Genomic DNA, 25,740 nt, shown 5'->3' with positions numbered 1-25,740 from the left:
GAATTGCGGTCCGGCGGGGCGCCTGGGGCGCCGTCCCGCGCATGCGGCACCGGGGCTCAGGCCCAGTCGCGGCAGACGTACTTGATCTCGGTGAAGGCCTCGAGGCCCTGGCGGGCGCCCTCGCGCCCCAGCCCCGACTGCTTCATGCCGCCAAACGGGATCGGCGCGCCGGTGACCTTGGTGCGGTTGACCGCCACCATGCCGAATTGCAGCGCCCGGCTGACCCGGTAGATGCGCCGCGGATCCTGGCTGTGCAGGTAGGCCACCAGCCCGTATTCCGAGGCATTGGCCCGGCGCACCACCTCCTCCTCGGTGTCGAAGGGCATCAGCGCCGCCACCGGGCCGAAGGTCTCCTCCTGGAGGATCAGCGCCTCCTCGGGCACCTCGGCCAGCACCGTGGGCGTGTAGAAGAGCCGGCCCGCGGCGTGCCGGCCGCCGCCGGTGACCAGCCGGGCGCCCTTCGCCAAGGCGTCGGCCACGTGCTCCTCCTGCTTGGCCACCGCCTTCTCGTTCATCAGGGGGCCGATATCGGGATCGTCGAAGCCGGGGCCGACGCTCAGCGCCTCGGTGGCGGCGGCGAAGCGGGCGACGAAGGCGTCGTAGATCGGCCGCTCGACGAAGATCCGGTTGGCGCCGAGGCAGTCCTGCCCGGAGGTGGCGAACTTGGCCTTGATGGTCTCGGCCACCGCGTTGTCGAGATCGGCGCCCTTGAAGACGATCACCGGGGCATGCCCGCCCAGCTCCATGATCAGCGCCTTCACGGTGCCCGCGCATTGCCGGTAGAGCAGCCGCCCGACCTCGGTCGAGCCGGTGAAGGACAGCACGCGCACGCGCGCATCCTGGGTCCAGGGCTCGACCACGATGGGCGCCGCGCCGGTGACCACGTTGAACACCCCCGGCGGGAAGCCCGCGCGCTCCGCCAGCTCGGCCAGCGCCAGCGCCGAGAACGGCGTCTCGGCCGAGGGATGGGCGATCACCGTGCAGCCGGCGGCGAGCGCCGCGGCGGCCTTGCGGGTGAGCATCGCCGAGGGGAAGTTCCACGGCGTGATCAGCGCCGCCACGCCCATCGGCTCGCGCCACAGCTCGACCTCGGCATCGGGCAGGTGCGAGGTCACGCCCTCGATATTGGGCCGCCGCGTCTCCTCGGCGTAGAACTCGATGAAATCGGCGGCGTAATCGATCTCGCCGCGGGCCTCGGAGATGGGCTTGCCCTGCTCGAGCACCATGATCCGGGCGAGGTCCTCCTTGTGGGTGTGCATCAGCTCGTACCAGCGCCGCAGCAGCCGCGCGCGCTCCTGCGGCAGCGTCGCCGCCCAGGCCGGGAAGGCGGCGTCGGCGGCGTCCACCGCGGCGCGGGATTCGGCGCCCGACAGGCTCGCCACCTCGCCCAGCCAGTCGCCGTCGGCGGGGTTGGCGACGGCGATGGCGGCGCCGTCGGCGGCGCCCACCCATTTGCCGCCGATATAGGAGAAGGAGCGCGCCAGGCGCGGATCCTCGAGCCCGGACAGGGGGGATTTGGGAAGCGTGCGGTGCAAGGTCATGGGCGCGGTCCTCGACAGGGTGACTGCCCCGACTTTGCCCCCGGCGCAGCAGAGGATGGGGCTGAAGCGCCGCCCGCGGCCAGAGGAATCGACTGCCCGGAGCCGCCCCGGCAGGGGATGCGGACTGCCGCGCCCGCCCGCGCCGGCGGGCGCCCGTCCCGACCCGGGCGGCGGGCGCCCCCGGACGCCGCGCGGATTTCAGCATGTCCCGTGTAGGATCAGGGTCGCCGCCGGCGGGGCCGCCGCGCGCGGGCGCGCGGCGGCTCACTCGCTCCGGTCGGTCTCCAGCGCCAGACGCAGGTCGCGCAGCACCGGCAGCGCGGCGCGCACCCTTGCGCCGCCCAGCTCGCCCACCATGGCGTCGACCAGGGGCGCCACCGCGGCCATGGCGGCGTCGCGCGCGGCGCGGCCGGCCGGGCTGATCGCCACCATCTTGCGCCGCGCATCGTCCCAGTCGGGGCGGATATGCACGTAACCCGCCGCCTCCAGCCGGGCCAGCGTGTTGGTCATCGCGCCCCGCGTCACGTGGAAGGCGCGGGCAAGCTGCGCCGGGCTCTTCTCGGCCTCGCCGTGGGCCAGCGCGTTCAGCACCGAGAAATGCGACAATTCCATGCGGTCGGGCAGCGCCCGGCCGAGCCGGTTGCGCAGCAGCTGGTCGGTGGCGAGGATCTCGCTGACCAGGGCCACGGCGAGCGCCTTGTCCTCGGCCATGTCAGGGCCCCTCGAAGGCGCGGTCATGGGTCAGCGAGGGCACCCGGCGGCGCGCCTCGGCGACCGCGGCGCGGTCGATCTCGACGCAGATCATGCCGGGCTCGGTGCCGGCATCGCCCAGCACCTCGCCCCAGGGCGAAATGGCAAGCGTGTGGCCCCAGGTCTCGCGGCGGCGGCCGGCGCGGGCGGAGTGGCGGCCGGTCTGGGCCGGCGCCAGCACGTAGGCGCCGCATTCGATGGCGCGGGCGCGCAGCAGCGGCTCCCAGTGCAGCGGCCCGGTGCCGGGCGAGAAGGCCGAGGGCACGGTCAGGATCTCCGCCCCGGCCTGGGCCAGCCGGCGGTAGAGATGCGGAAAGCGCAGGTCGTAGCAGATCGTCAGCCCGATCCGGCCCAGCGGCGTCTCGGCCAGCACGGCGCGGTCGCCGGGGCGGTAGCCGGCGCTTTCGCGGTAGGTCTCGGTCTCCGACACCGCCACGTCGAACATGTGCATCTTGTCGTAGCGCGCGGCGATGGCGCCGTCGGGGCCGATCAGCAAGGAGCGGTTGACGAAGCGCGTCTCGGGCGGCGCCGCCTTCAGCGCCAGCGACCCCGCCAGCACCCAGATGCCCGCCCGCGCGGCCTCCTCGCGGCAGGCCGCGAGCGTGCGGTCGGCGGCCTCGTCCACCAGCACCGCGCGCTGGTGGTCGCGGCTCGCCGACAGGCAGTTGCTGACCTCGGGCGTCAGCACGAAACCGGCCCCCGCCGCGGCGGCGGCGCGGATCCGCGCGGCCACGTCGCGGGCATTGGCCTCGGGATCGTCCGAGGCGGTGAGCTGGAGCAGCGCGGCGCGGGTCACGCCGCCAGCAACGGGTCGAGCTTGCCCGCGCGGTCCAGCGCATAGAGCTCGTCGCAGCCGCCGACATGGGTCTCGCCCACGAAGATCTGCGGCACCGTGCGGGCGCCGTTGGCGCGCTGGATCATCTCGGGCTTGCGCTCGGGATCGGCGTAGACGTCGATCTCGGTGAAGCTCACGCCCTTCTGGCTCAGCAGCCGCTTGGCGGCGTGGCAGAACCCGCAGAGCGGGGAGGTGTAGATTTCGACCGGTTGCATGGGGCCTCCTTTCGGCATTGCCCCGTGATTTAGGTGTCCTTGGCGGCGCGCGCCAGCACCGCGACGCAGACCGAGGCTGCGCCGGCGGCATGGGCCGCCTCTGCGGCCGCCGCAAGCGTCGCCCCCGAGGTCATCACGTCGTCGACGATCAGCACCGGCCGCCCGGCCAGCCGAGCGCCGCGGCGCGGATGCGCGGCGATGGCGCCGGCCAAAGCCGCGAAGCGCGCCTCCCGCCCCGCCCCGTCGAGCGGCGGCGTGGCGCGCGGCCGGACCAGGGCATCGGGGCAATGGCCGCAGCCGGCATGCTCGGCCAGCGCCCGGGCCAGCAGCGCCGACTGGTTGTAGCGCCGCCGCAGCAGCCGGCGCGGGTGCAGCGGCACCGGCACGGCGAGGGTCTTGGCGGCGATCAGGGGCGCCGCCGCGGCGGCCAGCCAGCGTCCCGCGGGGCGCGCCACGTCGTCGCGGTCGCCGTGCTTGAGCCCGAGCACCAGGCGCCGTCCGGTGCCGCGGTAGAGCAGCGCCGCGCGCCCGCGCGCCCAGGGCCGCGGCAGGGTCAGGCAGGCATCGCAGCGCAGCCTGGCGCCCGCCGCGCCGCCCTCTGCCGCTCCGGGCAGCGGCGCGCCGCAGAGATCGCACAGCGCCCCGACGATGAAATCGGCGTCGCGCCAGCAGGGCCCGCAGAGCGCGAACTCGGTCGTCACCTCGGCCCCGCAGCCGAGGCAGAGCGGCGGGTAGATCAGGCGGATCGCCCTTTGCAAGCGCGCCCCCACCGTCCTATTTCCCGTCCATGACCGAGATCCCCCAGATCGTCGACCGCCCGGCGCTCGACCGCTACCGTGCCCGGGCGCGCGCCGCGCCGGAGCTGTTTTTGCACGAGATCGCCGCCGCCGACCTGCAGGATCGGCTGGAACTGGTTAACCGCCGGTTCACCGCGCCGGCCATCGTCACGCCCTTTCCCGCCGTCTGGGACGGCCGCCTGGCCAATGCCCGGATCGTGCCCGATGCCGAGATCCTCGATCTCGAACCCGGCGCGCACGACCTGGTGCTGCACGCGCTGGCGCTGCACTGGGCCAACGACCCGGTGGGCCAGCTCATCCAGTGCCGCCGCGCCCTGCGCCCCGACGGGCTGCTGCTCGCCGCGACCTTCGGCGGCCGCACCCTGACCGAACTGCGCGCCGCGCTCGCCGAGGCCGAGATCGAGGTCACCGGCGGGCTCAGCCCGCGCATCCTGCCGATGGCCGATATCCGCGATCTGGGCGCGCTCCTGCAACGCGCCGGGCTGACCCTGCCGGTGGCCGACAGCGACACGCTGGTCGCCACCTACGAAAGCCCGCTGCACCTGATGCGCGACCTGCGCGCCATGGGCGAGGGCAACGCGCTGGCCGGCCGGCTGCGCCGTCCGACCCGGCGCCGGGTGCTGCTGCGCGCCGCCGAGATCTACGCCGCCGCCCATGCCGCCCCGGACGGCCGCGTGCCCGCCACCTTCGAGATCGTCGCCCTGACCGGCTGGTCGCCCGATCCCGGCCAGCCGCAGCCGCTGCGGCCGGGCTCGGCCACGGCGCGGCTTGCCGACGCATTGCGCACCGACGAACGGCCGCTCAAGGATTGAACCGCCCCGCCGGGGCCTTACCTCCCCCGCGCCCAGCACAGGATTCCAGCATGCTCGACGCCTCCGCCGCCACGCGACCCGACCACGCCCCGGCCGACCACCCCGCGCTGCCGCGGCAGAAGACCGGCATCCTGCTGGCCAATCTCGGCACTCCGGACGGACACGATTACTGGTCGATGCGGCGCTACCTGAACGAGTTCCTCTCCGACCGCCGGGTGATCGACTATCCGCGCTGGAAATGGCAGCCGCTGCTGCAGCTGGTGATCCTGTCGAAGCGGCCCTTCACCTCGGGCGCGGCCTACCGCTCGATCTGGAACGAGGATCTGGGCGAAAGCCCCCTGATGACCATCACCAAGGCGCAGACCGGCAAGATCCGCGCCGCCCTGGCCGAGCGCTACGGCGACGATGTCATGGTCGAGTTCTGCATGCGCTACGGCAATCCCTCGACCCGCTCCAAGGTGCGCGAGATGGTCGCGGCGGGGTGCAGCCGCATCCTCTTCTTCCCGCTCTACCCGCAATATGCCGGCGCCACCACGGCGACCGCCAACGACGCCTTCTTCGCCGCCCTGGGCCGCGAGAAGTGGCAGCCCAGCGTGCGTACCGTGCCGCCCTATTTCGACCACCCGCTCTACATCGAGGCGCTGGCCCAGTCGGTGGAGCGCGCCTATGCCGAGGCCGAGACCCGGCCCGACATCCTGGTCTGCTCCTATCACGGCGTGCCCAAGCGCTACCTGCTGGAGGGCGACCCCTACCATTGCCAGTGCCAGAAGACGACGCGCCTGCTGAAGGAGCGGCTGGGCTGGGCCGATACCGAGATCACCACCACCTTCCAGTCGCGCTTCGGCCCCGAGGAATGGCTCAAGCCCTATACCGTGGAGGAGGTGGCGCGGCTGGCCCGCGAGGACGGCAAGACCAACATCGCGGTCTGCGCCCCGGCCTTCTCGGCCGATTGCATCGAGACGCTCGAGGAGATCAACGAGGAGATCAAGGAGAGCTTCGAGGAGGCCGGCGGCGAGCGCTTCCTCTACATTCCCTGCCTGAACGACGACGCCGCGCATGTCGCCGCCCTGTCGCGGGTGATCGAGGAGAACCTTGCCGGCTGGCTCGACTGACCTCGCGCGCCGGCGCCGCGGCGGGGCGGATGCGCAACGATCCCGCACCCGTCGCGGCATTGTTGCGCCACGGGTCATAGGTTGGCCATGTTTCCCGGGCTATATCTGGAAGGCCTGACCCGGGAGTCTGATCGTGACCGAAACCCTGCGCAGCCGCTTCGACGCCACCCTGAGCCGCATCGGCAACCGGCTGGCGCGACGGCTCAACCGGCAGACCGAACCGCGCGGCGTGGGCGTGCCGTCCGATCCCGACAAGCTGTTCCGCACGCTCCGGACCGGCGACGTGCTGCTGGTCGACGGGCATTCCTCGGTGGGCCAGGCGATCAAGTACCTCACCCAGTCGACCTGGTCGCATTCGGCGCTCTATGTCGGCGAGGCGTTGCCCGACCCGGAGGACGGCTCGGAGAAGCCGCGCCTCGTCGAGGTCAATGTCGGCGAGGGCTGCGTCGCCTCGCCGCTGTCGAAATACGCCCGCTACCATACCCGCATCTGCCGTCCGGTGGGGCTGTCGGAGGCCGACCGTTCCAAGGTGGCGCAGTTCATGATCGACCGGATCGGGCTGGAATACGACCTGCGCAACATTTTCGACCTGCTGCGCTACACGCTGCCGCAGCCGCCGGTCCCGGCGCGCTGGCGCCGGCGCATGCTGGCCATCGGCTCCGGCGATCCGACCCGGGCGATCTGCTCGACCCTGATGGCGCAGGCCTTCCTGTCGGTGCGCTACCCGATCCTGCCCACGGTGCGGGAAGTGAAGGTCCGCGAGGGATCGCGCACGGTGCGGCGCGAGATCTACCACATCCGCCACCATTCGCTCTACGCGCCGCGCGACTTCGACATCTCGCCCTATTTCGACATCGTGAAGCCGCATATCGCGCGCGCCTTCGACCCGACGGATTTCGTCTGGTCGCATCACGAAACCGGCGCGCCGTTGCTGCGCGAGGCCGGGCTGACCGTGCCGCCGGCCTCGCCCGAGCCCGCCCCGGCCGCCGCTCCGGGGCCGGAGGAGACCGGCGAGGCCGCCCCGGCGGTCGCCGCCGCGACGCCCGGGGACGGCCGCGGCTAGGGCGCCGGCCCGCGGTTCGCCGGGGCACCTTCGACACCGCCCCCGCAACGAAAAAGGGCGACGCTCGCGCGTCGCCCCGTCCGTGTCGCTGCCGGCCGGTCTCAGTTCGAGACGGCTGCTGCCACCAGCGCCAGCATCAGCAGCGGCACCACGATGGCGGCCGAGCTCGACTGCTGTTCGGTCTCTTCGACCACGACGACGGGTTCCATGACCACGTCGTCCTTGGCGTAGGAGCCGGCCAGGGCGGCGCTGCCGGCAACGGCAAAGGCGGCGGCGAGAGCGAGTTTCTTCATGTCGATCCTCCTGAAGAGGCCCGCCCTGCGCATCCCGACAGGGGATTCAGCGGCCGGCCAGATGCTTACCTCGTGACTCGTTCTAAGCAAGATAGTCGCAATTTTGCAAAGTCATCACAAAGCAGCGAAGACAACCGGCCGTCACCGTCGTCAAATCAGCAACACCTGCGTGCCGACCTGGGCCATGCTGAAAAGCTGTTCGATATGCTCGTTGTAGAGCCCGATGCAGCCGTTCGAGGAGCGCCGGCCGATCTTGCGCGTGTCGTGGGTGCCGTGGATCCGGTAATACTGCCAGGACAGGTGCAGCGCCCGGGTGCCGAGCGGATTGTCCGGGCCCGGCGGCACGTAGTCGGGCCATTCCGGGTTGCGCTTCTTCATCGACGGCGTGGGGCGCCAATCGGGGTTCGGATCCTTGAGCGTGACGCTGGTGCGGCCGCGCCGGGTCAGATCCTCGGTCAGCGGCACCGAGGTCGGGTAGAGCTTGTAGACCGACTGGTCCTCGGACCAGTAATGCAGCGCCCGCGACCGGATGTCGACGAGGATCGCGCCCTTGTTCAGGGACGAGAAATAGGGCCGCCAGTCGAGCATCCGGAAGCTCGAGATGTTGCGCTGGGTCTGGCTCGAAAGGTCCTGCTCCATCTCGATCGTGCCGGCGCCGTTGACGTCCTGCGCCAGGGCGGGCGCGCCGATGACGGCCGCAGCGGAGGCCAGGAAACCGCGCCGGTCGAAGCGGGTAGGTCCGTGTCTGCTCATGGAATCGACTCCATTCCACCTGATCAATCGTTCAGGTCTATATGGCGCGAAATCCCCAGTCGCAAATCAAACGGCCGTCAATAATTGCCTCGGGGACGAACTGGGTTTGAACCGCCACGCCCGAGTCGCTAAAGCCCGGAGGCAACGAGAACGAACCGGGGTGACAGGTCATGACGCGCATCATTCTGCTTATCGCATCGCTGGCGCTGGGGCTTGCCGCCTGTGCGCCGCTGCCGGCCACCGCGCCGGTCGGGCCCGACGGCAGGCCGATCCCCGGCGGCTACCGCCTGACCGCGATGGACGAAAGCCGGGTGCAGTACCGGATGCTCGACGCGGTCAACGCGCTGCGCGCCGATGCCGGCCGCCCGCCGCTGGAGCTCAATGCGCAGCTCAACGCCGCCGCGGCGACGCATTCGCGCGACATGTCGGTGCAGAACCGCCCCTGGCATTTCGGCTCGGACGGCTCCTCGCCGGTCGACCGGGTGCGCCGCGTCGGCTATCGCGGCCAGCTGCTGGGCGAGAACATCTCGGAGACCTACGAGACCGAGCTGCAGACCCTGACCGCCTGGATGCAGGATTCGACCACCCGCGAGACCATCATGAACCCGGCGGCGCGCGACATGGGCTTCTCCTGGTACCAGGAGGACAACGGCAAGATCTGGTGGACCCTGGTCACCGGCGGCGGCTCCGGCGGCGGCGGCACCGCGATCGCCTCGCTCTGACCGCCGCGGGCATCGGAGCGACCTCCCAGAAGGGGCCCCCGGGCCCCTTTTCCCGTTCCGCGCCGGCCGCGCCGCACCGCGCGCCACCGCTTTCCCCGTCTGCCTTACGGACCGCGCCATGCTGATCGTCATCTCCCCCGCCAAGCGCCTCGACTGGCAGCCCCGCGACGCCGCGCCCAGCGCGCCCGGCTTCGCGGAGGATGCGCAGCGGCTGATCCGCACCCTGCGCAACCGCACCCTGGGCGAAATCCGCGGCCTGATGGATCTCTCCGACGATCTCGCCCGGCTGAACCGCGACCGCTACCGCGCCTTCGCCGAGGCCCCGCAGGCGGCCGATCTGCGGCCCGCCGCCCTGGCCTTTGCCGGCGACACCTATCAGGGCCTCGAGGCGGCCTCGCTCGACCCCGAGGAGCTGGCCTGGGCGCAGGACCACCTGCGCATCCTGTCCGGCCTCTACGGGCTGTTGCGGCCGCTCGACGGGATCCAGCCCTACCGGCTGGAAATGGGCACGCGGCTGAAGACCCGGCGGGGCGGCGATCTCTACGCCTATTGGGGCGACCGGCTGGCCCGGGCGCTCCGCGAGCAGGCCGCGGAGATCGGCACCGGCGTGCTGCTCAACTGCGCCAGCCAGGAATATTTCGGCGCCGTTCCCGAGGCGCCGCTGGGCCTGCGGGTGATCAGCCCGCAATTCCTCGATGACGGGCCGCGCGGGCCGCGGGTGGTCAGCTTCCACGCCAAGCGGGCGCGCGGCGCCATGGCGCGCTTCGTCATCCAGCACCGGCTGACCGACGCCGAGGCGCTCAAGGCGTTCGACCTCGGCGGCTATGCCTTCGAGGCCGAACTCTCCACGCCCGACCGCCCGGCCTTCCTGCGCGCCGCCGGCTGATCCTCGGCGCCCCCGTCCTCGGCGCCCCCGTCCGCCGCCAGGCCGCCATGGCGGCGCAGCATGTCCAGCAGCGCGGCCTTGCGCAGCGGCTTGCTGAGATAATCGTCGAGCCCGCCGGCCAGCAGCGCCGTGCGGTCATCCTCCAGCGCATGCGCGGTGACCGCCACGATCGGCACCGGCCGGGCCCCGCTTTCGGCCTCCAGCGCGCGGATGCGCCGGGTGGCTTCGCGGCCGTCCATATGCGGCATCGAGATGTCCATGAAGATCAGGTCCGGCCGGCGCGCGGCGAAGGCGGTCACCGCGTCGGCGCCGTTGGCGGCGAAGCGCGGGCGCACAGGCACACCCGACAGCATGCCGGAAAACACCCGCTGGTTGACGAGGTTGTCCTCGGCCACCAGCAGATCGATCGGGGCGACGGGCCCGGCCCGCTCCGCCATCCCGGACGCCGCGACGGGCGCCGCCGGCCCCGCCGGGGCCGCGGCATTGGCCGCAAGCGGCGCCCCGCCCCGATGCCGGAACAGCAATCCCGCCGCCGGGCCGCCGCGGCGGCTGACAAAGGCCGGCCCCGCCTCTGCGCCGCCCCCCGCCCCTGTTCCTGACCCTGCCGCTCCCGCCGCGCCGCCGGCGGCCGCGTCGGGCAGCCCGGCCAAAGCCGCGAACAGCGCCCGGCGCGGCGCGGGGGTGCGGACCACCGCCGCCACCTGCGCGGCGCCCGGGGCCGGGCCGCCGCCGCCGGCCAGCAGCACCACCGGCACGCCGCGCCTGCGGGCATCGATCTGGCGCACCAGGTCGGGCCAAGCCATGTCGTCGAGATCCTGCGCCACCAGCACCGCGTCGTATCTGTCGGGATTGGCCAGCGCCGCCGCGCCGGAGCCGAACATCGCGCATTCGGCGCCGGCCACGGCGAGCTGCCGGCCCAGAATGGCACGGTTGCTGTCGTTCGGATCCACCACCATCAGCCGGTGCAGCGCCGCCGGCAGGCGCGGCACCGCGTGGCTCGGCGGCTCCACCGCGTCGAGCACCACCCGGACCCCGAAACAGGCGCCCTGCCCGAGCTCCGAATCGACCCAGATCTCGCCCTGCATCAGCTCCACCAGCCGCTTGCTGATGGCGAGGCCGAGCCCGGTCCCCTCGAAGCTGCGGTCGTGGTCATCCTCGACCTGGTTGAACTCGCCGAAGACATGCGCCTGCTTGTCGGGCGCGATGCCGATGCCGGTATCCTCGACGGTGAGATGCAGCGCCACCCGCCCCGAGGGCTCCGGCACGCCGACGACGCGCACGAGGACATGGCCGCGGGCGGTGAACTTCACCGCATTGCCCAGCAGGTTGGTCAGGATCTGGCGCATCCGGGCGGCATCGCCCAGGAACGCCGTGGGCAGGAACATGTCGTAATCGACCAGCAGGGCCAGCCCCTTGTCGCGGGCCGCGGGCTGCACCAGCAGGCACACTTCGTGCACCGTGCGCTCGAGATCGAACGGCACCGAGCGCAGCGTCATCTTGCTGGCCTCGATCTTGGAATAGTCGAGCACGTCGTTGATGATCCCGAGCAGCGCCTCGCCGGAATTGCGGATGGTCTCGACCAGCTCGCCCTGATCCTCGTCGAGCCGGGTCTCGAGCAGCAGGTCGGTCATCCCCACGACGCCGTTCATCGGCGTGCGGATCTCGTGGCTGATATTGGCCAGGAAGGCCGACTTGGCGCGGTTCGCCGCCTCGGCGCGCTCGCTGGCGAGCCCGAGATCGCGCTGCACCGCCTTCTGCTCGGAGATGTCCACGAGGAGCCCGACCGTGCCGCCATCGGCGCCGCGGCGCTCCAGCACCCTGAGCCAGCGATCGCCGCCGAGCTCCTGCTCGTGCACGGTCTCGGCGGCGCGGCGGGCGCGCAGACGCTCGGCCAGCCACGCCGCCTCGCGGCCGCTGGCCTCGGGAAACTGGCCATGATCCAGGCCGTAGCGCAGAATGTCCTGGTAATCGGCACCCGGCTGCAGGATCGGCGCGCAGGCGGCATAGATCTCGCGGTAGCGCGGATTGCAGGTGACCAGCCGGTCCTCGGCATCGAACAGCACGAAGCCGTCGGGCAGCTCCTGCACCGCCGACCAGAGCCGCATCAGGTCGGTCATGTCGACGACCAGGCTGACCACGCCGCCATCCGGGGTGCGGCGGTTGTGCAGCTTGATGAAGGCGCCGTTGAACAGGCGGATGGTGACCGGGGCGGGATCGCGGTCCTCCCAGCCGGCATGGATGCGGGCCCGCCAGGAGCCGGCATCGGCGCCCTCGAGATCGGCGATGCCCTCCTCGACCATCAGATCGACCAGATGGGTGTAATGCGCCCCGACCCCGGCGCTGGCGAGCCCGTCGAAGACCGACAGGTAGGCCCGGTTGGCCAGTTCCAGCCGCCCGGACGCGCTCCACAGCGCGAAGCCGTCGCGCGCCGCGCCCAGCGCCTGCAGCAGCTGCCCCTCGACCAGCGCGATCTTTTGCTGCGCCTCGCCCAGCGCCGAGCGCACGCGCAGGTTCTCGTCCTCGATCGAGGCGGCATGGGCGCGCGTGGCGGTGATCTCCTCGGTGAGTTCGCGGGCGTGCAGGCCGAGCTTGCGGTTGGCCTCGGTCAATTCGCGGCGCTTGTGCGCCAGGAGCCGTTCCGCCGCCAGCCGGGCGCGCCGTTCGGCCTCCAGTTTCTGCGACAGACTCATGCCAGCTTCTCCAGCGAACCGCCTCAGGATCTGATCGACAGGGCTTAAGACCGGCTTAAGGACGGGGCGCGCGGACCGGGGAATCGTTGCGCCCTGCGCCGCCGCCATGCCACCGTGACGAAACGATTCCGGAGAGTTGCAGGATGCCCCGGCCAGACGCCGACCGAGCCGCCCGCCTTGCCCGTCCGCCCGCGCCGACCCGCGCGCCGGGCGCCGCGGCCGTGACCGCGGGGCGCCGGCGATGAGCGGCAGCACGGTGGCCACCATGCGCTGGCGGGCGCTCGACCGGGAGGGGCGCGACACCTGCCGGCTGGTGCGCCACGATGCCGGCTGGATGCTGATCGGCCATGCCCGGTTCCGCGAAAGCGAGGGCGAGAGCGCGCTCGACTACGTGGTGCGCTGCGATCCCGACTGGCGCACCCGCAGCGCCGATGTTTCGGGCACCTGGCGCGACCGCCCGGTGGCGCTGCGGGCGCTGCGCCAGGGCGAGCGCTGGCGCCTCAACGGCGCCACGGCCGAGGCGGTCGAGGGCGCCACCGACATCGCTTTCGGCTTCACCCCGGCGACCAACCTGATGCCGATCCGGCGGCTGCCGGAGATCGGCGGCATCGACTGCACCGCGGCCTGGCTGCGCGATCCCGGCGAGGGCCTGGTGCCGCTCGGACAGCGCTACATCCGGCGCCGCGGCGGCGTCGTGCATTACCGCGCCGAGAGCGGCGCCGAATCCGACCTGCTGGTGGCCTCCTGCGGCTTCGTCACCCGCTATCCCGGCCATTGGGAGGTCGAGGACGGCGCCTGAGCCCGGCACGGCGCCCCGCCCCCGGGGTCCTCCGGGGGCATGCCAATGCGCACGATCCGGCGGGGCCTGCCCTGCCGCGGCCGCCGCGCCGCCCCGGCGCGGAGCCTTGCCCCGCCCGGGCCAGAGGCGCGGCTCCCCCCGGCGCGCAGAAGTGGACGGATGTCGCGGCCCGGCCGGCGCCCGGCCGCGGCCGGCGCCCCGGCGCGCGGTCGGCTTGGCCCCGCCCATGCGGGGGCGGACATGCCGCGACGGGTTGTCCGGCCACCCCTGCCGCGCCTAGGAAGGACCGGTCCCCTCGAGCCGGTGCCCCGCATGTCCGCCAATCTCAGAGCCGCGCTGATGGCGCTCCTCGCCTTCGCGCTCTACGCCACGCACGACGTCTTCGTGAAGCTGCTGGGGGCGAGCTTCGCGCCCTTCCAGATCATCTTCTTCAGCGTGCTCTTCGGCTTCCCGCTGGCCACCCTGAAGCTGATCCACGATCCCGCCCCGGGGCATCTGCGCCCGGTCCATCCCTGGTGGACGCTGCTGCGCACCGGCGCCGCGGTGGTGACCGGCATCTGCGCCTTCTACGCCTTCTCGGTGCTGCCGCTGACCCAGACCTACGCCATCCTCTTCGCGGTGCCGCTGATCATCACCCTGCTGTCGATCCCGATCCTCGGCGAACAGGTCGGGCTGCGGCGCTGGGCGGCGGTGATCGTGGGGCTCGGCGGCGTGCTGGTGGTGCTGCGCCCCGGCGCCACCGATCTCGGCCTCGGCCACCTCGCGGCGCTGGCCGCCGCGGCCACCAGCGCGCTGGCCTCGATCATCGTGCGCAAGATCGGCCGCGACGAACGCGACGTGGTGCTGGTGCTCTACCCGATGCTGGCAAATTTCGCGCTGATGGCGGTGCTGCTGCCGCTGGTCTACCGGCCGATGACGCTGCACGAGGTCGGGCTGAATGCCGGGCTCGCCGCCTTCGGCTTCGTCGCCTCGCTGCTGATCGTCGCCGCCTACAAGGCCGGCGAGGCGGTGGTGGTGGCGCCGATGCAATATTCCCAGATCGTCTGGGCGACGCTGTTCGGGCTGCTGCTCTTCGAGGAGGCGCCGGACGGCTGGACCCTGGCCGGGGCCGGGATCGTGATCGCCAGCGGCGTCTACATCGTGCTGCGCGAAAGCCGGATGCCCGCCACCACCGCGCCGGTGCTGCGCAGCCGCGCCCGCTTCGAGACCGGCACCCTGCCGCGCCTCTCGGCGCTGCGCCGCGGCCGCGGCAAGGCGCCGGAAAAGAAGCGCGATTGACCTCTTGCCAATCCCGGCCGACTCGTCTACTCGGCGCAGCACGGTCGGAGTGTAGCTCAGCCTGGTAGAGCACCGTCTTCGGGAGGCGGGGGTCGTAGGTTCGAATCCTGCCACTCCGACCAAAATCACCCAGCTTCCCAGCCCGCGCAGAACGCTGCCCGCCCTTGCCGTGCGGCGTCCGCTTCAGGGGTCCTCGAGCGCCGCCCGGGTGGCCGCGCAGCGGTCTCCATCATAGAGCCGCTCCAGCACCAGCGTGAAGGCGCGCGGCGCCCCGGGCACCGCCTCGAAGAGCGTCATTGAGGACCGCACCTTCATCGCATCGACCGGGCCCAGGATGTCCTCGGGCGGGGTGCCGGCATGGCCGAGGAGCAGCGCCGCCGCTTCGACGAGGCGCGGGCCGAGCACCGGGTGGGCAAGGTAGGCCGCCGCCTCGTCGCGCCCGGCGAGGCCGAAATGCACCGCCCGCTGCGACCGGCCCAGCGTCGCGAGCTGCGGGAAGACCCACCAGATCCAGTGGCTCTCCTTGCGGCCGGCGCGCAGCTCCGCCGTGACCCGGTCCCAGACCGGGTCCTGCGCGGCGACGAATTCCTCGAGAGCGGCCATGGGGCGCCATCTAGGCGCCGGGCTCCCGGCCGCCAGTCCGGCGGCGGGGATCGGCCGACGCGGCGCCGCGCCGGCCGAAACGGCTCAGCCCAGCCGCTTGTTGCGGGCGGCCAGAAGCTTCAGGCGCAGCGCGTTGAGCTGGATGAAGCCCGCCGCGTCGGTCTGGTCATAGGCGCCGGCATCGTCCTCGAAGGTGACATGCGCCTCGGAATAGAGCGAGCGGTCGGACCAGCGCGCCACGGTGCGCGCCGAGCCCTTGTAGAGCTTGAGCCGCACGGTGCCCGAGACATGCTCCTGGCTCTTGTCGATGGCGGCCTGCAGCATCTCGCGCTCGGGGCTGAACCAGAAGCCGTTGTAGATCAGCTCGGCATAGCGCGGCATCAGCGAATCCTTCAGATGCCCGGCGCCGCTGTCGAGAGTGATCTGCTCGATGCCGCGATGCGCCTCGAGCAGGATGGTGCCGCCCGGGGTCTCGTAGACGCCGCGCGACTTCATGCCCACGAAGCGGTTCTCGACGAGGTCGAGCCGGCCGATGCCATGGGTCTTGCCCAGCGCGTTCAGCGCGGTCAGCATCTCGGCCGGGCTCAGATCCTTGCCGTCGAGCGCCACGGCGTCGCCCTTCTCGAAGGTGATCTCCACCATCTGCGGCGTGTCCGGCGCGTCCTCGGGGTTGTCGGTGCGCTGGTAGACGTAATCCGGCGCCTCGTTGGCCGGGTCCTCCAGCACCTTGCCCTCGGACGAGGTGTGCAGCAGGTTCGCGTCGACCGAGAACGGCGCCTCGCCGCGCTTGTCCTTGGCGATCGGGATCTGGTGCTCCTCGGCAAATGCCAGCAGCTTGGTGCGCGAGGTCAGGTCCCATTCCCGCCACGGCGCGATCACCCGGATCGACGGGTCGAGCGCATAGGCCGCGAGCTCGAAGCGGACCTGGTCGTTGCCCTTGCCGGTGGCGCCGTGGGCGACCGCGTCGGCGCCGGTCTCGGCGGCGATCTCGACCAGCCGCTTGGAGATCAGCGGCCGGGCGATCGAGGTGCCGAGCAGGTAGAGCCCCTCGTAGAGCGCGTTGGCGCGGAACATCGGATAGACGAAGTCGCGCACGAATTCCTCGCGCACGTCCTCGATATAGATGTTCTCGGGCTTGATGCCCAGCAGCTCGGCCTTCTTGCGCGCCGGCTCCAGCTCCTCGCCCTGCCCGAGATCGGCGGTGAAGGTCACCACCTCGCAGCCATATTCGGTCTGCAGCCATTTCAGGATGATCGAGGTGTCGAGGCCGCCGGAATAGGCGAGCACGACCTTCTTGGGCGCGGATTTGGGCGCGGACATGGGGCGATGGCTCCTTCGTCGGATCTGGCCGCGCGCTTAGCGGCTTTTGCCCGCCCGGGCAAGCGATGCGGCTTTGCGGCCGCCGCGGGCGCGTGCTAGCGATGCGCCCGGGCAGGGCAGAAAAGGGTCCGGGGCATGACGGGTTGGCGGATTTTCGTGCATTCGGCGCGGCTGGTGCTGGACAATCTCGGCGCCGCCTTCCGGGTCTCGTTGGTGCTCTACCTGATCCAGGCCGCGGCGCAGATCGCGGGCTTTCTCAACCCGCCCGACATGGTCGAGCTGCCCGAGGGCGGCGCCGTGCCGGGTCTCGGCGCGGGCTTTCTGGTGCAGAACCTGCTGCTGGGCGCGCTCGGCATCCTCGCCAGCCTGTGGATCGCGGTGGCCTGGCACCGCTTCGTGCTGGCCGGGGAGGTGCCCGAGGGCTGGCTGCCGCACTGGCACGGCGCCTCGATGGCGGGCTATCTCGGCCGGTCGCTGATGATCGCGGCGATCCTGGCCCTGCTGGTCCTGGTGCTTGCCATTCCGCTCGGCCTCTTCGCGGCGCCGGCCCTGTTTCTGCTGCTCACCCTGGGCGCCGCGGCGGCGCTGTTCTTCCGACTCTGCCCGATGCTGCCGGCGGCGGCGATGGGCCGCCCGATGGGCCTGCGCGAGGCCTGGGAGGCGACCCGGGGCGAAACCGGCACGATGCTGGTCCTGGCGCTGATCGTGGTCGGCGGCTCGCTGCTGGCCAGCCTGCCCTCGCTCTTCAACCCCGACCCGGCCTCGGCGATCAACCTGATCTATTCCGTGGTGGTGAACTGGTTCCTGACGATGATCGGCATCACCGTGCTGACCACCATCTACGGCCATTACGTCGAGGGCCGCCGCATCGACTGAGCCGCCGCGCTTGCCTTGGCGGCCGGCCCGCGCCATTCATCCGGGATGGACCAGATGACCGACGACCAGTTCCGCCGCCGGGCCGAGGCCGCCGCCACGGCGATGCGCGAGGTCTTTCCCGCCACGCCGCTTCTGCGCAACGCCCATCTCTCGGCGCTGTTCGACGCCGATATCTGGCTCAAGCGCGAGGATCTGGCGCCGGTGCGCTCCTACAAGCTGCGCGGCGCCTTCAACGCCATGCGCAAGCGTGCGGCGCCGCTCTATGTCTGCGCCTCGGCCGGCAACCACGCCCAGGGCGTCGCCTTCATGTGCCGGCATTTCGGCACCCGCGGGGTGATCTTCATGCCGGTCACCACGCCGCAGCAGAAGATCCAGAAGACCCGGATGTTTGGCGGCGATGCGGTCGAGATCCGCCTGCTGGGCGACTATTTCGATCAGACGCTGGCCGCCGCGCAGGCCTTCAGCGCCGAGGCCGGCGGCGCCTTCCTGCCGCCCTTCGACGACGACGACGTGATCGAGGGCCAGGCCTCGGTGGGCGCCGAGATCGCCGCCGATCTGGGCGGCGCGCCGGATCACCTGGTGGTGCCGGTGGGCGGCGGCGGGCTGGCGGCGGGGCTGCTGGGCTATTTCGGCGCCGCCTGCCAGTACACCTTCGTTGAGCCGGCGGGCGGCGCCTGCCTGCGCGCCGCGCTGATGGCCGGCAAGCCGGTGCCGCTGGGCCGCGTCGACACCTTCGCCGACGGCGCCGCGGTGGGCCAGATCGGCGCCCGGACCTTCGCGCGGTTGGCCGGGGTCGGGCTCGCCAACACCCTGACCATCCCCGAGGACCGGATCTGCACCACCATCCTCGACATGCTGAACGTGGAGGGCATCGTGCTCGAGCCCGCCGGCGCGCTGGCCATCGACGCGCTGAAGGATCTGGGCCAGGCGATCCGCGGCCGCACCGTGGTCTGCATCGCCTCGGGCGGCAATTTCGACTTCGAGCGGTTGCCCGAGGTCAAGGAACGCGCGCAGCGCTATTCCGGGGTCAAGAAGTACTTCATCCTGCGGCTGCCGCAGCGGCCCGGCGCGCTCAAGGACTTCCTCGACGTTCTGGGGCCCGACGACGACATCGCGCGGTTCGAGTACCTGAAGAAGTCGGCGCGCAATTTCGGCTCCGTGCTGATCGGCATCGAGACCAGCCGGGCGGAGAATTTCGAGATCCTGTTCGCCCGCATCGAGGCGCAGGGCTTCGCCTACCAGGACATCACCGAGAACGAGGCGCTGGCCCAGTTCCTGATCTGAGCCGCCCCCGATCCGGGAGTCATCAGCCGGGGAACCGCCCGGCAATGCCGTCGAGCAGCGCCGCGCGGCCGGCGGCGAAGGCGCGGTCCAGGCCGGCGACGTCACCACCGCCCGCCTTCTCGCCCCCGGCGCAGAGCGCGGCGAAATCGGACAGGCCGAGATTGAGCGCGCAGCCCTTCATGTCGTGCAGCGCGGCGCGCCGCGCTGCCGGGCCGTCGAGATCGTCGAGCGACGCCAGCCGCTCCGCGATCTCGTCGAGAAACAGCGGCACGACCTCGCCGAAATCCTCGGCGCCGATCTCGCCGCGCAAGCTTTCGATCTGCTGCCAGTCGATCATCGCAGAACTCCCAACGTCGCCCCACTCTGCCGCTCTCCGGTGAACGCGCGGTTAGCGGCGGCCGCGGGGCGCGGGGGAGGCGGCTTCATCTCGCCTTAACCGCCGGGCCCTAGGCTTCGGGGCGAGCGGGCAGGAAACCATGGGGCTTCGATGACGGCATTGCAGGACAGGCGGCCGGCCACGACCGGGCCGGCCGCCCGCTTCACCGCGCTGGTGGTCGATGACAGCCGCGCCCAGCGCATGCTGATGACCCGGCTGCTGGAACGCTGGGGCTACCGGGTGCGCGCCGCCGCCTCGGGCGAGGAGGCGCTGGCGCTCTGCGCCGCCGCGCTGCCCGACCTCCTGGTCTCGGACTGGATGATGCCCGGCATGGACGGCCCCGATCTCTGCCGCCGGCTGCGCGCGCTCGGCGGCGCCGATTACGCCTATGCCATCCTGCTCACCGCCAAGACCGACAAGGCGGCGGTGGCCGAGGGGCTCGATGCCGGGGCCGACGACTTCCTGTCGAAGCCGGTCGATGCCGGGGAATTGCGCGCCCGGGTGAATGCCGGCATGCGCATCCTGACCATGCAGCGCGAACTGGCCCGCACCTCGCGCGACCTCAGCGATGCCAATGACCGCCTGCGCGCCGCGCACGAGGCCATCGACCGCGACCTGCGCCAGGCACGGCGCATCCAGGACGCGCTGATCCCGGAGACCACGCGGCGCTTCGGCGCCTCGCGGGTCAGCCTGCTGCTGCGGCCCTGCGGCCATGTCGGCGGCGATCTCGTGGGAATGTTCCCGGCCGGGCCGAACCGCGTCGCCTTCTACGGCATCGACGTCTCCGGCCACGGCATCACCTCGGCGATGATGACGGCGCGGATCGCGGGCTATCTCAGCGCCCGCCACCCCGAACAGAACCTCGCCTTCGGCGGGCCGGAATGGCTCTGCCCGCCCGAGGAGGTGGCGCGCCGGCTGAACGACCGGCTGGATGCCGATCCCGGGGTCGACGAATACTTCACCATGGCCTTCGCCGACATCGACCTCGGCTCCGGCGCCCTGCGGCTGGTCCAGGCCGGCCATCCGCGGCCGCTGCTGATCCGCGCCGACGGCAGCACCGCCTTCCTCGGCGCCGGCGGGCTGCCGATCGGGCTGGTCCCGGAAGTCGCCCACGAACGGGTCACCGTGCCGCTGCAGCCGGGCGACCGGGTGCTGCTCTATTCCGACGGCTTCGTCGAAGCGCCGGTGGGCGGCGGCGGCATGCTGGAGGAGGAGGGGCTGCTGCGGCTGGTCGCCGCCTGCGCGCCGGACCTGCGCGGCCCCGACCTGCTGGAGGCGCTGTTCTGGCACCTGGTGGCCGAGGCGCCGGAGGGCGAGACCCCCGGCGACGACGTCTCGGCCGCGCTGTTCGAGTTCCGCGCCTACCCCGAGGACAGCCGCGCATAGCGCGCCATGGCCGCGCGGTCGCCGGAATTGCCCAGCCGTCGCATCGCCTCGCGCAGCGGCAGCCAATGGGCGCTGTGGCCGGGCTCGCTCGGCGGCGCCACGGCGCGCACCGGACGGGCGACGCAGATGGTGCAGAGCTTCTCCGCCCAGAGATCGTATTCCGGCATGTAGGTGAAGCGCCGGAACGCCATCAGCCGGCGCGGCGCGGCGATCCGCCAGCCGGTTTCCTCCAGCACCTCGCGGTGCAGCGCCGGCAGCGGCGATTCGCCGGCATCGACCCCGCCCCCGGGAAGCTGGAATTCCGGCGTCGGCGCGGTCTGGAAGGTCACCAGCACCCGCCCCGACCGGGGCAGCAGGGCATAGATCCCGGGCCGCACCCGGTAGCGGCGGGCGGGATCGGGGGGCGGGCCGTAGCGGCGGATCATCGGCGGGGCTTCCTCGCATTGGGCGCAACGGGGTCTTGGACCCGGACGAAGGCTTCATATATGGGGGCGACACCCCGCTTAAAGCTCCTCGAGGACCTTCATGACGCTCGGCACCAAGCTCGCCTGGGACGACACCGTCCTGCCCTTCCAACTCGACCGCTCCGACATCCGCGGCCGGGTGGCCCGGCTCGACGGGGTGCTGGACGGCATCCTGAAACAGCACGAATACCCGCCCGCGGTCGAGGCGCTGGTGGCCGAGATGGCGCTGCTGACGGCGCTGATTGGGCAGACCGTGAAGCTGCGCTGGAAGCTGTCGCTGCAGGTCCAGTCGAAGGGCCCGGTGCGGATGATCGCCACCGATTTCTACGCCCCCGCCAAGGAGGGCGAGCCGGCCCGCATCCGCGCCTATGCTAGCTTCGATCCCGACCGCGTGCAGCCCCGGCCGATGGACAATGTCGGCGAGGGCTACTTCGCCATCATGATCGACCAGGGCGAGGGCATGACCCCCTACCAGGGCATCACCCCGCTGGTGGCCTCGTCGCTGGCCGAGGCGGCGCAGGCCTATTTCGCCCAGTCCGAGCAGCTGCCGACCCGCTTCGCGCTGAAATTCGGCCGCTCCCGCGAGGCCGGCGGCGTCGAGCATTGGCGCGCCGGCGGCGTCATGCTGCAGCATATGCCCAAGGCCAGCCCGCACGCCTCGGGCGGCGGCTCCGGCGAGGGCGGGCTGCTGGCCGCCGAGGACATCCTCGACGGCGCGGAGGGCGAGGACTGGACCCGCGCCAACCTGCTGCTCGACACCGTCGAGGAGCTGGAGCTGATCGGCCCCTCGCTGCCGCCCACCGACCTGCTGGTGCGGCTCTTCCACGAGGAGACGCCGCGGGTCTTCGACGCCCAGTCGGTGCGCTTCGGCTGCACCTGCTCGGAGGACCGAGTGCGGCAGTCGCTGTCGATCTACTCGGCCCGCGACATCGAGAAGATGACCACCGAGAACGGCGAGGTGACCGCCGATTGCCAGTTCTGCGGGGCCCATTACGTGCTCGACCCGGCCACGGTGGGCTTCGAGGCGGACGGGAATGACCCGGACTGAGCTGCGCGACCGGCTGCGCGCCGCGCTGGCGCGGCCGGCCGACGCATCGTCGGATTTCGATCTTAACCCGGATGCCGCACCGCCCGCCGGCCGCGCCCTGCGCGCCGCCGGCGTTCTGGTGCCGCTGATCGAGGACCGCCGCGGTCCGCGGGTGATCCTCACCCGCCGCTCGGCGCGGCTGAAGCACCATCCCGGCCAGATCGCCTTTCCGGGCGGCAAGCAGGATCCGGGCGATCCCGACGTCGTGGCCGCGGCCCTGCGCGAGGCCTGGGAGGAGATCGGCCTGCCGCATGACCGGGTCGAGGTGCTGGGCACCCTGCCGCCGCACGAGACCGTGACCGGGTTCCTGATGACGCCGGTGATCGGCCTAGTGAGGCCGGGCTTCCGGCCGGTGCCGGAAGCCGGCGAGGTCGAGGAGGTGTTCACCGTGCCGCTCGCCCATGTCGCCGACCCGGCGCGGTTTTCGGTGCAGGCCCGGCGCTGGCGCGGCCGCCGGCGGCACTACTACACGGTTCCCTTCGGTCCCTACTACATCTGGGGCGCCACCGCCCGCGTGCTGCGCGGCCTGGCCGAGCGGATGGCGCCGTGACGGCGCTGCCGGAGCGTCTCTCGGGCGACTGGCTCGACGCCCCGGCGACCCAGGCGGTCTTCGCCGCGCTCGAGGCAGCGGGCTTCCGGGCCCTGGCCGTGGGCGGCTGCGTGCGCAACGCGCTCCTCGATCACCCGGTGGCGGATGTCGACATCGCCACCGATGCCCGCCCCGAGGCCACCATCGCCGCCGCCGAGGCCGCCGGGCTGCGCGCCGTGCCGACCGGCATCGCGCACGGCACCGTCACCCTGGTCTCCGAGGGCCGGGGCTTCGAGGTCACCACCTTCCGCGCCGACGTGGCCACCGACGGGCGCCGCGCCACGGTGCGCTTCGCCCGGGACATCGCCGAGGATGCGCGGCGCCGCGACTTCACCATGAACGCGCTCTATTGCGACCGCGCCGGGCGGCTGCACGACCCGCTGGGCGGCCTGCCCGACCTCGTCGCCCGCCGGCTGCGCTTCATCGAGGAGCCGGGCGCGCGGATCCGCGAGGATTACCTGCGCATCCTGCGCTATTTCCGCTTCGCCGCCTGGTATGGCGATCCCGCCCACGGCTTCGATGCCGCGGCGCTCGACGCCATCGCGCGCCATCTCGACGGGCTCGACCGGCTGTCGCGCGAACGCGTGGGCGGCGAGGTGATGCGTCTTCTCGCCGCGCCCGATCCGGCCCCGGCTTTGGCCGCCATGGCCGCCACCGGCGCGCTGGCCCGGGTGCTGCCCGGCGCCGAGCCGCGGGCGCTGGCACCGCTGGTGGCCGCCGAGGCGGCGACCGGCACGGCGCCCGACGCGCTGCGCCGCCTCGCCGCGCTGGGCCAGCGCGACGGCGCCGCGCTGCGCCTGCCGAAGCGCGACCAGCGCCGGCTGGCGGCGCTCTGGTCCGGGCTCGACGGCGGCGCCGCCCCGGGCGAGCTGGGCTACCGGCTGGGCGCCGAGGCGGCGCGCGACGTGCTGCTGCTGCAGGCCGCGAGCCTCGGCCAGCCACCCGATGCCGCGGCCCTGGCGCGGGCCGCCGCCGGGGCGCGGGCGCGCTTCCCGGTCACCGCCCGCGACCTGATGCCGGACTATACCGGCGCCGCGCTCGGCGCGCGGCTGGCCGAGCTCGAGGCGCGCTGGATCGCCTCGGGCTTCGCGCTCGACCGCGCGGCGCTGCTCGGCGCCTGAGCGCCGCCGGCCGCCGGGCCGCGATGGACAAGCCCCGGGCCGCGCCCTACCCTTCTGCACCGTGCCCGCCGCACCGGCCCCCGGCCCCGCGGCGCGCGATCCAATCACCCGCGCGGAGACCCTGCCCTTGCGGATGTTTCGCTATTTCGAAGGGTTGGTCGACCCCTATGCCGACTATGCCGAGCGCGACCGCCCGCCGCGGCGGCTCGTGCCCTTCATGCTGGACTGGTCGCGGCCGTTCCGCGGCCTCTTCGCGCTGGCCGGGCTGCTCTCGGTGGTGGTGGCGGCGGTCGAGCTCGGACTGATCTGGGCCATGGGCTGGGTGGTCGACATCCTCGCCAAGGGGCCCGAGCGGGTCTGGAGCGAGCACGGCCTGGCGCTGGTCGCGCTGGGCCTCGCCATCCTGCTTCTGCGCCCGGCGCTGCAGGCGCTCGACGTGATGCTGCTCAACAACGCCATCCTGCCCAATTACGGCACGCTGTGGCGCTGGCGCGCGCATCGCCACGTGCTGCGCCAGTCGGTGGGCTGGTTCGAGGACGATTTCGCCGGCCGCATCGCCAACCGCATCATGCAGACCCCGCCGGCCGCCGGCGAGGCGGTGTTCCAGATCTTCGACGCGCTGAGCTATTCGCTGGCCTACACGCTGGGCGCGCTGCTGCTGCTCGGCGCCTCCGATCCCTGGCTGATGGCGCCGCTGGCGGTCTGGCTGGGGCTCTACGGCCTGCTGATGGCCTGGACGGTGCGCCGCGTGCAGCCCGCCTCCAAGGCCTCCTCGGATGCCCGCAGCGCGGTGACCGGACGGGTCGTCGACGCCTATACCAACATCCACTCGGTGAAGATGTTCGGCCATCACGACCGCGAGCTGGCGCATGGCCGCGAGGCGATCGAGGCGGCGCGCCGCACCTTCGCCGCGGAGATGCGGCTCTACACGGTGATGGATGTCGGGCTGACGGTGCTCAACGGCCTGCTGATCGTCGGAGTGACCGGGATGGCGCTGTGGTTCTGGGGGCTGGGCGTCGCCAGCGCCGGCACCGTCGCCGCCGCCACCGCGCTGGCGCTGCGGCTGAACTCGATGACCGGCTGGATCATGTGGGCGTTGACCAGCTTCTTCCGGCAGCTCGGCGTGGTCGCCGAGGGTCTCGAGACCATCGCCCAGCCGATCACCCTGCGCGACCGCCCCGGCGCCCCGGCGCTGCGCCTGAACGCGGGCCGCATCGTCTTCGACGGCGTGAGCCATCATTACGGCCGCGGCCGGGGCGGGCTCGACCGCGTCACGCTGACCGTCGCCCCGGGCGAGAAGGTTGGCCTCGTCGGCCGCTCCGGGTCGGGCAAGTCGACCCTTCTGAAGCTGCTGCTGCGCTTCTACGAAGCCGAGGCCGGGCGCATCCTGATCGACGGCCAGGACGTCGCCGCGGTGACCCAGGAGAGCCTGCGCCGGCAGATCGGCATGGTGCAGCAGGATTCGGCGCTGCTGCACCGCTCGGTGCGCGAGAACATCCTCTACGGCCGGCCCGGGGCCGGCCCGGCCGAGATTGAGGCCGCCGCCCGCCAGGCCCAGGCCCACGACTTCATCCTCGGGCTCGAGGATGCCGAGGGCCGGCGCGGCTACGACGCCCGGGTCGGCGAGCGCGGGGTCAAGCTCTCGGGCGGCCAGCGACAGCGCATCGCGCTGGCCCGGGTGATCCTGAAGAACGCCCCGATCCTCGCCCTCGACGAGGCCACCTCGGCGCTCGATTCGGAGGTCGAGGCGGCGATCCAGGACACGCTCTACGGCATGATGGCCGGCAAGACGGTGATCGCCATCGCCCACCGGCTCTCCACCATCGCCCATCTCGACCGCATCCTGGTGATGGATGAGGGCCGCATCGTCGAGGAGGGCAGCCACGCCGATCTGCTGGCCCGCGGCGGGCTCTATGCCGGCTTCTGGGCGCGGCAATCGGGCGGCTTTCTCGACACCGAGAACCGCGGCGAGGCCGCGGAATGAGCCGCATGCCCGGCTCCGCCCGGCCGCTCCGCCGCCGCCGCCGCGCCCCCGGCGCCCCCCGCGCCCCGGGGGCCCCGCCCCCGGCCCGCCCGCCGGCCGCAGCG

At 72.4% G+C, this 25,740-nt stretch carries 26 protein-coding genes and 1 tRNA gene; 15 read left to right on the top strand and 12 right to left on the bottom strand.

Annotated features, from left to right (window positions below; all coding sequences use genetic code 11):
- Positions 1–56: 56 nt before the first annotated feature.
- The 5 genes from ACXYMW_RS17735 to ACXYMW_RS17715 form a co-directional block, all read right to left on the bottom strand.
- Positions 57–1,541: an NAD-dependent succinate-semialdehyde dehydrogenase gene (locus tag ACXYMW_RS17735; protein ID WP_459036669.1), complete on the bottom strand. Its 1,485-nt coding sequence runs from the start codon at positions 1,539–1,541 to the stop codon at positions 57–59.
- A 264-nt stretch (positions 1,542–1,805) separates the two neighbouring features.
- Positions 1,806–2,252, bottom strand: a complete 447-nt coding sequence (locus ACXYMW_RS17730) for a MarR family winged helix-turn-helix transcriptional regulator (RefSeq protein WP_459036668.1) — start codon at positions 2,250–2,252, stop codon at positions 1,806–1,808.
- Position 2,253: 1 nt separating this feature from the next.
- Entirely contained in the window at positions 2,254–3,087 is an 834-nt protein-coding gene (locus ACXYMW_RS17725) for a carbon-nitrogen hydrolase family protein (protein WP_459036667.1), read from the bottom strand.
- Positions 3,084–3,341 (bottom strand): glutaredoxin 3, encoded by a 258-nt coding sequence (gene grxC / locus ACXYMW_RS17720; RefSeq protein WP_459036666.1) that lies wholly within the window; start codon positions 3,339–3,341, stop codon positions 3,084–3,086. Before grxC ends, ACXYMW_RS17725 begins: the two co-directional genes overlap by 4 nt.
- Before the next feature lie 29 nt (positions 3,342–3,370).
- Positions 3,371–4,099, bottom strand: coding sequence for a double zinc ribbon domain-containing protein (locus ACXYMW_RS17715; RefSeq protein WP_459036665.1), 729 nt, complete (start codon positions 4,097–4,099; stop codon positions 3,371–3,373).
- Positions 4,100–4,128: 29 nt separating this feature from the next.
- Here ACXYMW_RS17715 and ACXYMW_RS17710 point away from each other — a divergent pair, with 29 nt between their 5' ends.
- From ACXYMW_RS17710 to ACXYMW_RS17700, 3 genes are all read left to right on the top strand, one after another.
- Positions 4,129–4,950: a methyltransferase domain-containing protein gene (locus ACXYMW_RS17710; protein ID WP_459036664.1), complete on the top strand. Its 822-nt coding sequence runs from the start codon at positions 4,129–4,131 to the stop codon at positions 4,948–4,950.
- Positions 4,951–5,000: 50 nt separating this feature from the next.
- Positions 5,001–6,062, top strand: coding sequence for a ferrochelatase (gene hemH / locus ACXYMW_RS17705; RefSeq protein WP_459036663.1), 1,062 nt, complete (start codon positions 5,001–5,003; stop codon positions 6,060–6,062).
- Between the two features lie 133 nt (positions 6,063–6,195).
- Positions 6,196–7,125 (top strand): YiiX/YebB-like N1pC/P60 family cysteine hydrolase, encoded by a 930-nt coding sequence (locus ACXYMW_RS17700; RefSeq protein WP_459036662.1) that lies wholly within the window; start codon positions 6,196–6,198, stop codon positions 7,123–7,125.
- Positions 7,126–7,226: 101 nt separating this feature from the next.
- On the opposite strand, the gene ACXYMW_RS17695 is transcribed toward ACXYMW_RS17700, so the two are convergent.
- Together ACXYMW_RS17695 and ACXYMW_RS17690 are read right to left on the bottom strand one after the other, a co-directional pair.
- Positions 7,227–7,418, bottom strand: a complete 192-nt coding sequence (locus ACXYMW_RS17695; RefSeq protein WP_459036661.1) for a ferrochelatase — start codon at positions 7,416–7,418, stop codon at positions 7,227–7,229.
- A gap of 150 nt (positions 7,419–7,568) precedes the next feature.
- A complete protein-coding gene (locus ACXYMW_RS17690) occupies positions 7,569–8,171 on the bottom strand; it encodes a L,D-transpeptidase (RefSeq protein ID WP_459036660.1) in 603 nt (200 codons plus the stop codon).
- Between the two features lie 170 nt (positions 8,172–8,341).
- Between ACXYMW_RS17690 and dalA the strand changes: the two genes are divergently transcribed.
- Together dalA and yaaA are read left to right on the top strand one after the other, a co-directional pair.
- Complete coding sequence (gene dalA, locus ACXYMW_RS17685) at positions 8,342–8,893, top strand: divisome-associated lipoprotein DalA (protein WP_459036659.1); 552 nt, start codon at positions 8,342–8,344, stop codon at positions 8,891–8,893.
- A 118-nt stretch (positions 8,894–9,011) separates the two neighbouring features.
- Positions 9,012–9,779 carry a peroxide stress protein YaaA gene (gene yaaA / locus ACXYMW_RS17680; RefSeq protein WP_459036658.1) on the top strand — a complete coding sequence of 256 codons (768 nt, stop codon included), beginning with the start codon at positions 9,012–9,014 and terminating at the stop codon, positions 9,777–9,779.
- Here yaaA and ACXYMW_RS17675 read toward each other — a convergent pair.
- On the bottom strand, positions 9,716–12,469 hold the full coding sequence (locus ACXYMW_RS17675) for a PAS-domain containing protein (protein WP_459036657.1): 2,754 nt from the start codon (positions 12,467–12,469) through the stop codon (positions 9,716–9,718). The two genes, yaaA and ACXYMW_RS17675, sit on opposite strands and share 64 nt — an antisense overlap.
- A 241-nt stretch (positions 12,470–12,710) precedes the next feature.
- Between ACXYMW_RS17675 and ACXYMW_RS17670 the strand changes: the two genes are divergently transcribed.
- The 3 genes from ACXYMW_RS17670 (at position 12,711) to ACXYMW_RS17660 (ending at position 14,668) form a co-directional block, all read left to right on the top strand.
- On the top strand, positions 12,711–13,268 hold the full coding sequence (locus ACXYMW_RS17670; RefSeq protein ID WP_459036656.1) for a putative glycolipid-binding domain-containing protein: 558 nt from the start codon (positions 12,711–12,713) through the stop codon (positions 13,266–13,268).
- A 312-nt stretch (positions 13,269–13,580) separates the two neighbouring features.
- Positions 13,581–14,546 (top strand): DMT family transporter, encoded by a 966-nt coding sequence (locus ACXYMW_RS17665; RefSeq protein WP_459036655.1) that lies wholly within the window; start codon positions 13,581–13,583, stop codon positions 14,544–14,546.
- 45 nt (positions 14,547–14,591) lie between these two features.
- A tRNA-Pro gene (locus tag ACXYMW_RS17660) sits at positions 14,592–14,668 on the top strand.
- 61 nt (positions 14,669–14,729) lie between these two features.
- On the opposite strand, the gene ACXYMW_RS17655 is transcribed toward ACXYMW_RS17660, so the two are convergent.
- On the bottom strand, positions 14,730–15,149 hold the full coding sequence (locus ACXYMW_RS17655; protein ID WP_459036654.1) for a DUF1810 domain-containing protein: 420 nt from the start codon (positions 15,147–15,149) through the stop codon (positions 14,730–14,732).
- Between the two features lie 84 nt (positions 15,150–15,233).
- Positions 15,234–16,469, bottom strand: a complete 1,236-nt coding sequence (locus ACXYMW_RS17650) for an argininosuccinate synthase (RefSeq protein ID WP_459036653.1) — start codon at positions 16,467–16,469, stop codon at positions 15,234–15,236.
- Positions 16,470–16,604: 135 nt separating this feature from the next.
- On the opposite strand from ACXYMW_RS17650, the gene ACXYMW_RS17645 reads away from it, so the two are divergent.
- Together ACXYMW_RS17645 and ilvA are read left to right on the top strand one after the other, a co-directional pair.
- A complete protein-coding gene (locus tag ACXYMW_RS17645; RefSeq protein ID WP_459036652.1) occupies positions 16,605–17,345 on the top strand; it encodes a hypothetical protein in 741 nt (246 codons plus the stop codon).
- 54 nt (positions 17,346–17,399) lie between these two features.
- On the top strand, positions 17,400–18,629 hold the full coding sequence (ilvA, locus tag ACXYMW_RS17640) for a threonine ammonia-lyase IlvA (RefSeq protein ID WP_459036678.1): 1,230 nt from the start codon (positions 17,400–17,402) through the stop codon (positions 18,627–18,629).
- A 22-nt stretch (positions 18,630–18,651) separates the two neighbouring features.
- On the opposite strand, the gene ACXYMW_RS17635 is transcribed toward ilvA, so the two are convergent.
- On the bottom strand, positions 18,652–18,966 hold the full coding sequence (locus tag ACXYMW_RS17635; protein ID WP_459036651.1) for an Hpt domain-containing protein: 315 nt from the start codon (positions 18,964–18,966) through the stop codon (positions 18,652–18,654).
- Between the two features lie 150 nt (positions 18,967–19,116).
- Between ACXYMW_RS17635 and ACXYMW_RS17630 the strand changes: the two genes are divergently transcribed.
- Complete coding sequence (locus ACXYMW_RS17630) at positions 19,117–20,391, top strand: PP2C family protein-serine/threonine phosphatase (RefSeq protein WP_459036650.1); 1,275 nt, start codon at positions 19,117–19,119, stop codon at positions 20,389–20,391.
- Here ACXYMW_RS17630 and ACXYMW_RS17625 read toward each other — a convergent pair.
- Positions 20,367–20,816 carry an NUDIX hydrolase gene (locus ACXYMW_RS17625; RefSeq protein ID WP_459036649.1) on the bottom strand — a complete coding sequence of 150 codons (450 nt, stop codon included), beginning with the start codon at positions 20,814–20,816 and terminating at the stop codon, positions 20,367–20,369. The genes ACXYMW_RS17630 and ACXYMW_RS17625 overlap by 25 nt on opposite strands.
- 100 nt (positions 20,817–20,916) lie before the next feature.
- Here ACXYMW_RS17625 and hslO point away from each other — a divergent pair, with 100 nt between their 5' ends.
- The 4 genes from hslO (at position 20,917) to ACXYMW_RS17605 (ending at position 25,636) form a co-directional block, all read left to right on the top strand.
- Entirely contained in the window at positions 20,917–21,903 is a 987-nt protein-coding gene (gene hslO / locus ACXYMW_RS17620; RefSeq protein WP_459036648.1) for an Hsp33 family molecular chaperone HslO, read from the top strand.
- Entirely contained in the window at positions 21,890–22,492 is a 603-nt protein-coding gene (locus tag ACXYMW_RS17615) for a CoA pyrophosphatase (RefSeq protein ID WP_459036647.1), read from the top strand. The genes hslO and ACXYMW_RS17615 overlap by 14 nt, the downstream gene beginning before the upstream one ends.
- The gene (locus ACXYMW_RS17610) at positions 22,489–23,652 is read left to right on the top strand and encodes a CCA tRNA nucleotidyltransferase (RefSeq protein ID WP_459036646.1); all 1,164 of its coding nucleotides are present in this window, start codon (positions 22,489–22,491) and stop codon (positions 23,650–23,652) included. Before ACXYMW_RS17615 ends, ACXYMW_RS17610 begins: the two co-directional genes overlap by 4 nt.
- A gap of 133 nt (positions 23,653–23,785) precedes the next feature.
- A complete protein-coding gene (locus tag ACXYMW_RS17605; protein ID WP_459036645.1) occupies positions 23,786–25,636 on the top strand; it encodes an ABC transporter ATP-binding protein in 1,851 nt (616 codons plus the stop codon).
- The last annotated feature ends 104 nt before the right edge of the window (positions 25,637–25,740 follow it).

Source organism: Roseivivax sp. CAU 1761 (assembly GCF_054482755.1).
The sequence above is the reverse complement of the archived record's forward strand: the minus strand, read 5'-3'. Positions and strand labels throughout refer to the sequence as shown.

Excerpts from the sequence above, each read along its gene's own strand:
- ACXYMW_RS17710 (WP_459036664.1), top strand. The coding sequence starts at position 4,129 with ATGACCGAGATCCCCCAGATCGTCGACCGCCCGGCGCTCGACCGCTAC.
- ACXYMW_RS17735 (WP_459036669.1), bottom strand. The coding sequence starts at position 1,541 with ATGACCTTGCACCGCACGCTTCCCAAATCCCCCCTGTCCGGGCTCGAG.
- ACXYMW_RS17730 (WP_459036668.1), bottom strand. The coding sequence starts at position 2,252 with ATGGCCGAGGACAAGGCGCTCGCCGTGGCCCTGGTCAGCGAGATCCTC.
- grxC (WP_459036666.1), bottom strand. The coding sequence starts at position 3,341 with ATGCAACCGGTCGAAATCTACACCTCCCCGCTCTGCGGGTTCTGCCAC.
- yaaA (WP_459036658.1), top strand. The coding sequence starts at position 9,012 with ATGCTGATCGTCATCTCCCCCGCCAAGCGCCTCGACTGGCAGCCCCGC.
- ACXYMW_RS17650 (WP_459036653.1), bottom strand. The coding sequence starts at position 16,469 with ATGTCCGCGCCCAAATCCGCGCCCAAGAAGGTCGTGCTCGCCTATTCC.
- ACXYMW_RS17645 (WP_459036652.1), top strand. The coding sequence starts at position 16,605 with ATGACGGGTTGGCGGATTTTCGTGCATTCGGCGCGGCTGGTGCTGGAC.
- dalA (WP_459036659.1), top strand. The coding sequence starts at position 8,342 with ATGACGCGCATCATTCTGCTTATCGCATCGCTGGCGCTGGGGCTTGCC.
- ACXYMW_RS17615 (WP_459036647.1), top strand. The coding sequence starts at position 21,890 with ATGACCCGGACTGAGCTGCGCGACCGGCTGCGCGCCGCGCTGGCGCGG.
- ACXYMW_RS17695 (WP_459036661.1), bottom strand. The coding sequence starts at position 7,418 with ATGAAGAAACTCGCTCTCGCCGCCGCCTTTGCCGTTGCCGGCAGCGCC.
- ACXYMW_RS17675 (WP_459036657.1), bottom strand. The coding sequence starts at position 12,469 with ATGAGTCTGTCGCAGAAACTGGAGGCCGAACGGCGCGCCCGGCTGGCG.
- hslO (WP_459036648.1), top strand. The coding sequence starts at position 20,917 with ATGACGCTCGGCACCAAGCTCGCCTGGGACGACACCGTCCTGCCCTTC.
- ACXYMW_RS17655 (WP_459036654.1), bottom strand. The coding sequence starts at position 15,149 with ATGGCCGCTCTCGAGGAATTCGTCGCCGCGCAGGACCCGGTCTGGGAC.
- ACXYMW_RS17630 (WP_459036650.1), top strand. The coding sequence starts at position 19,117 with ATGACGGCATTGCAGGACAGGCGGCCGGCCACGACCGGGCCGGCCGCC.
- ACXYMW_RS17690 (WP_459036660.1), bottom strand. The coding sequence starts at position 8,171 with ATGAGCAGACACGGACCTACCCGCTTCGACCGGCGCGGTTTCCTGGCC.
- ACXYMW_RS17665 (WP_459036655.1), top strand. The coding sequence starts at position 13,581 with ATGTCCGCCAATCTCAGAGCCGCGCTGATGGCGCTCCTCGCCTTCGCG.
- ACXYMW_RS17670 (WP_459036656.1), top strand. The coding sequence starts at position 12,711 with ATGAGCGGCAGCACGGTGGCCACCATGCGCTGGCGGGCGCTCGACCGG.
- ACXYMW_RS17625 (WP_459036649.1), bottom strand. The coding sequence starts at position 20,816 with ATGATCCGCCGCTACGGCCCGCCCCCCGATCCCGCCCGCCGCTACCGG.
- ilvA (WP_459036678.1), top strand. The coding sequence starts at position 17,400 with ATGACCGACGACCAGTTCCGCCGCCGGGCCGAGGCCGCCGCCACGGCG.
- ACXYMW_RS17635 (WP_459036651.1), bottom strand. The coding sequence starts at position 18,966 with ATGATCGACTGGCAGCAGATCGAAAGCTTGCGCGGCGAGATCGGCGCC.
- ACXYMW_RS17605 (WP_459036645.1), top strand. The coding sequence starts at position 23,786 with ATGTTTCGCTATTTCGAAGGGTTGGTCGACCCCTATGCCGACTATGCC.
- hemH (WP_459036663.1), top strand. The coding sequence starts at position 5,001 with ATGCTCGACGCCTCCGCCGCCACGCGACCCGACCACGCCCCGGCCGAC.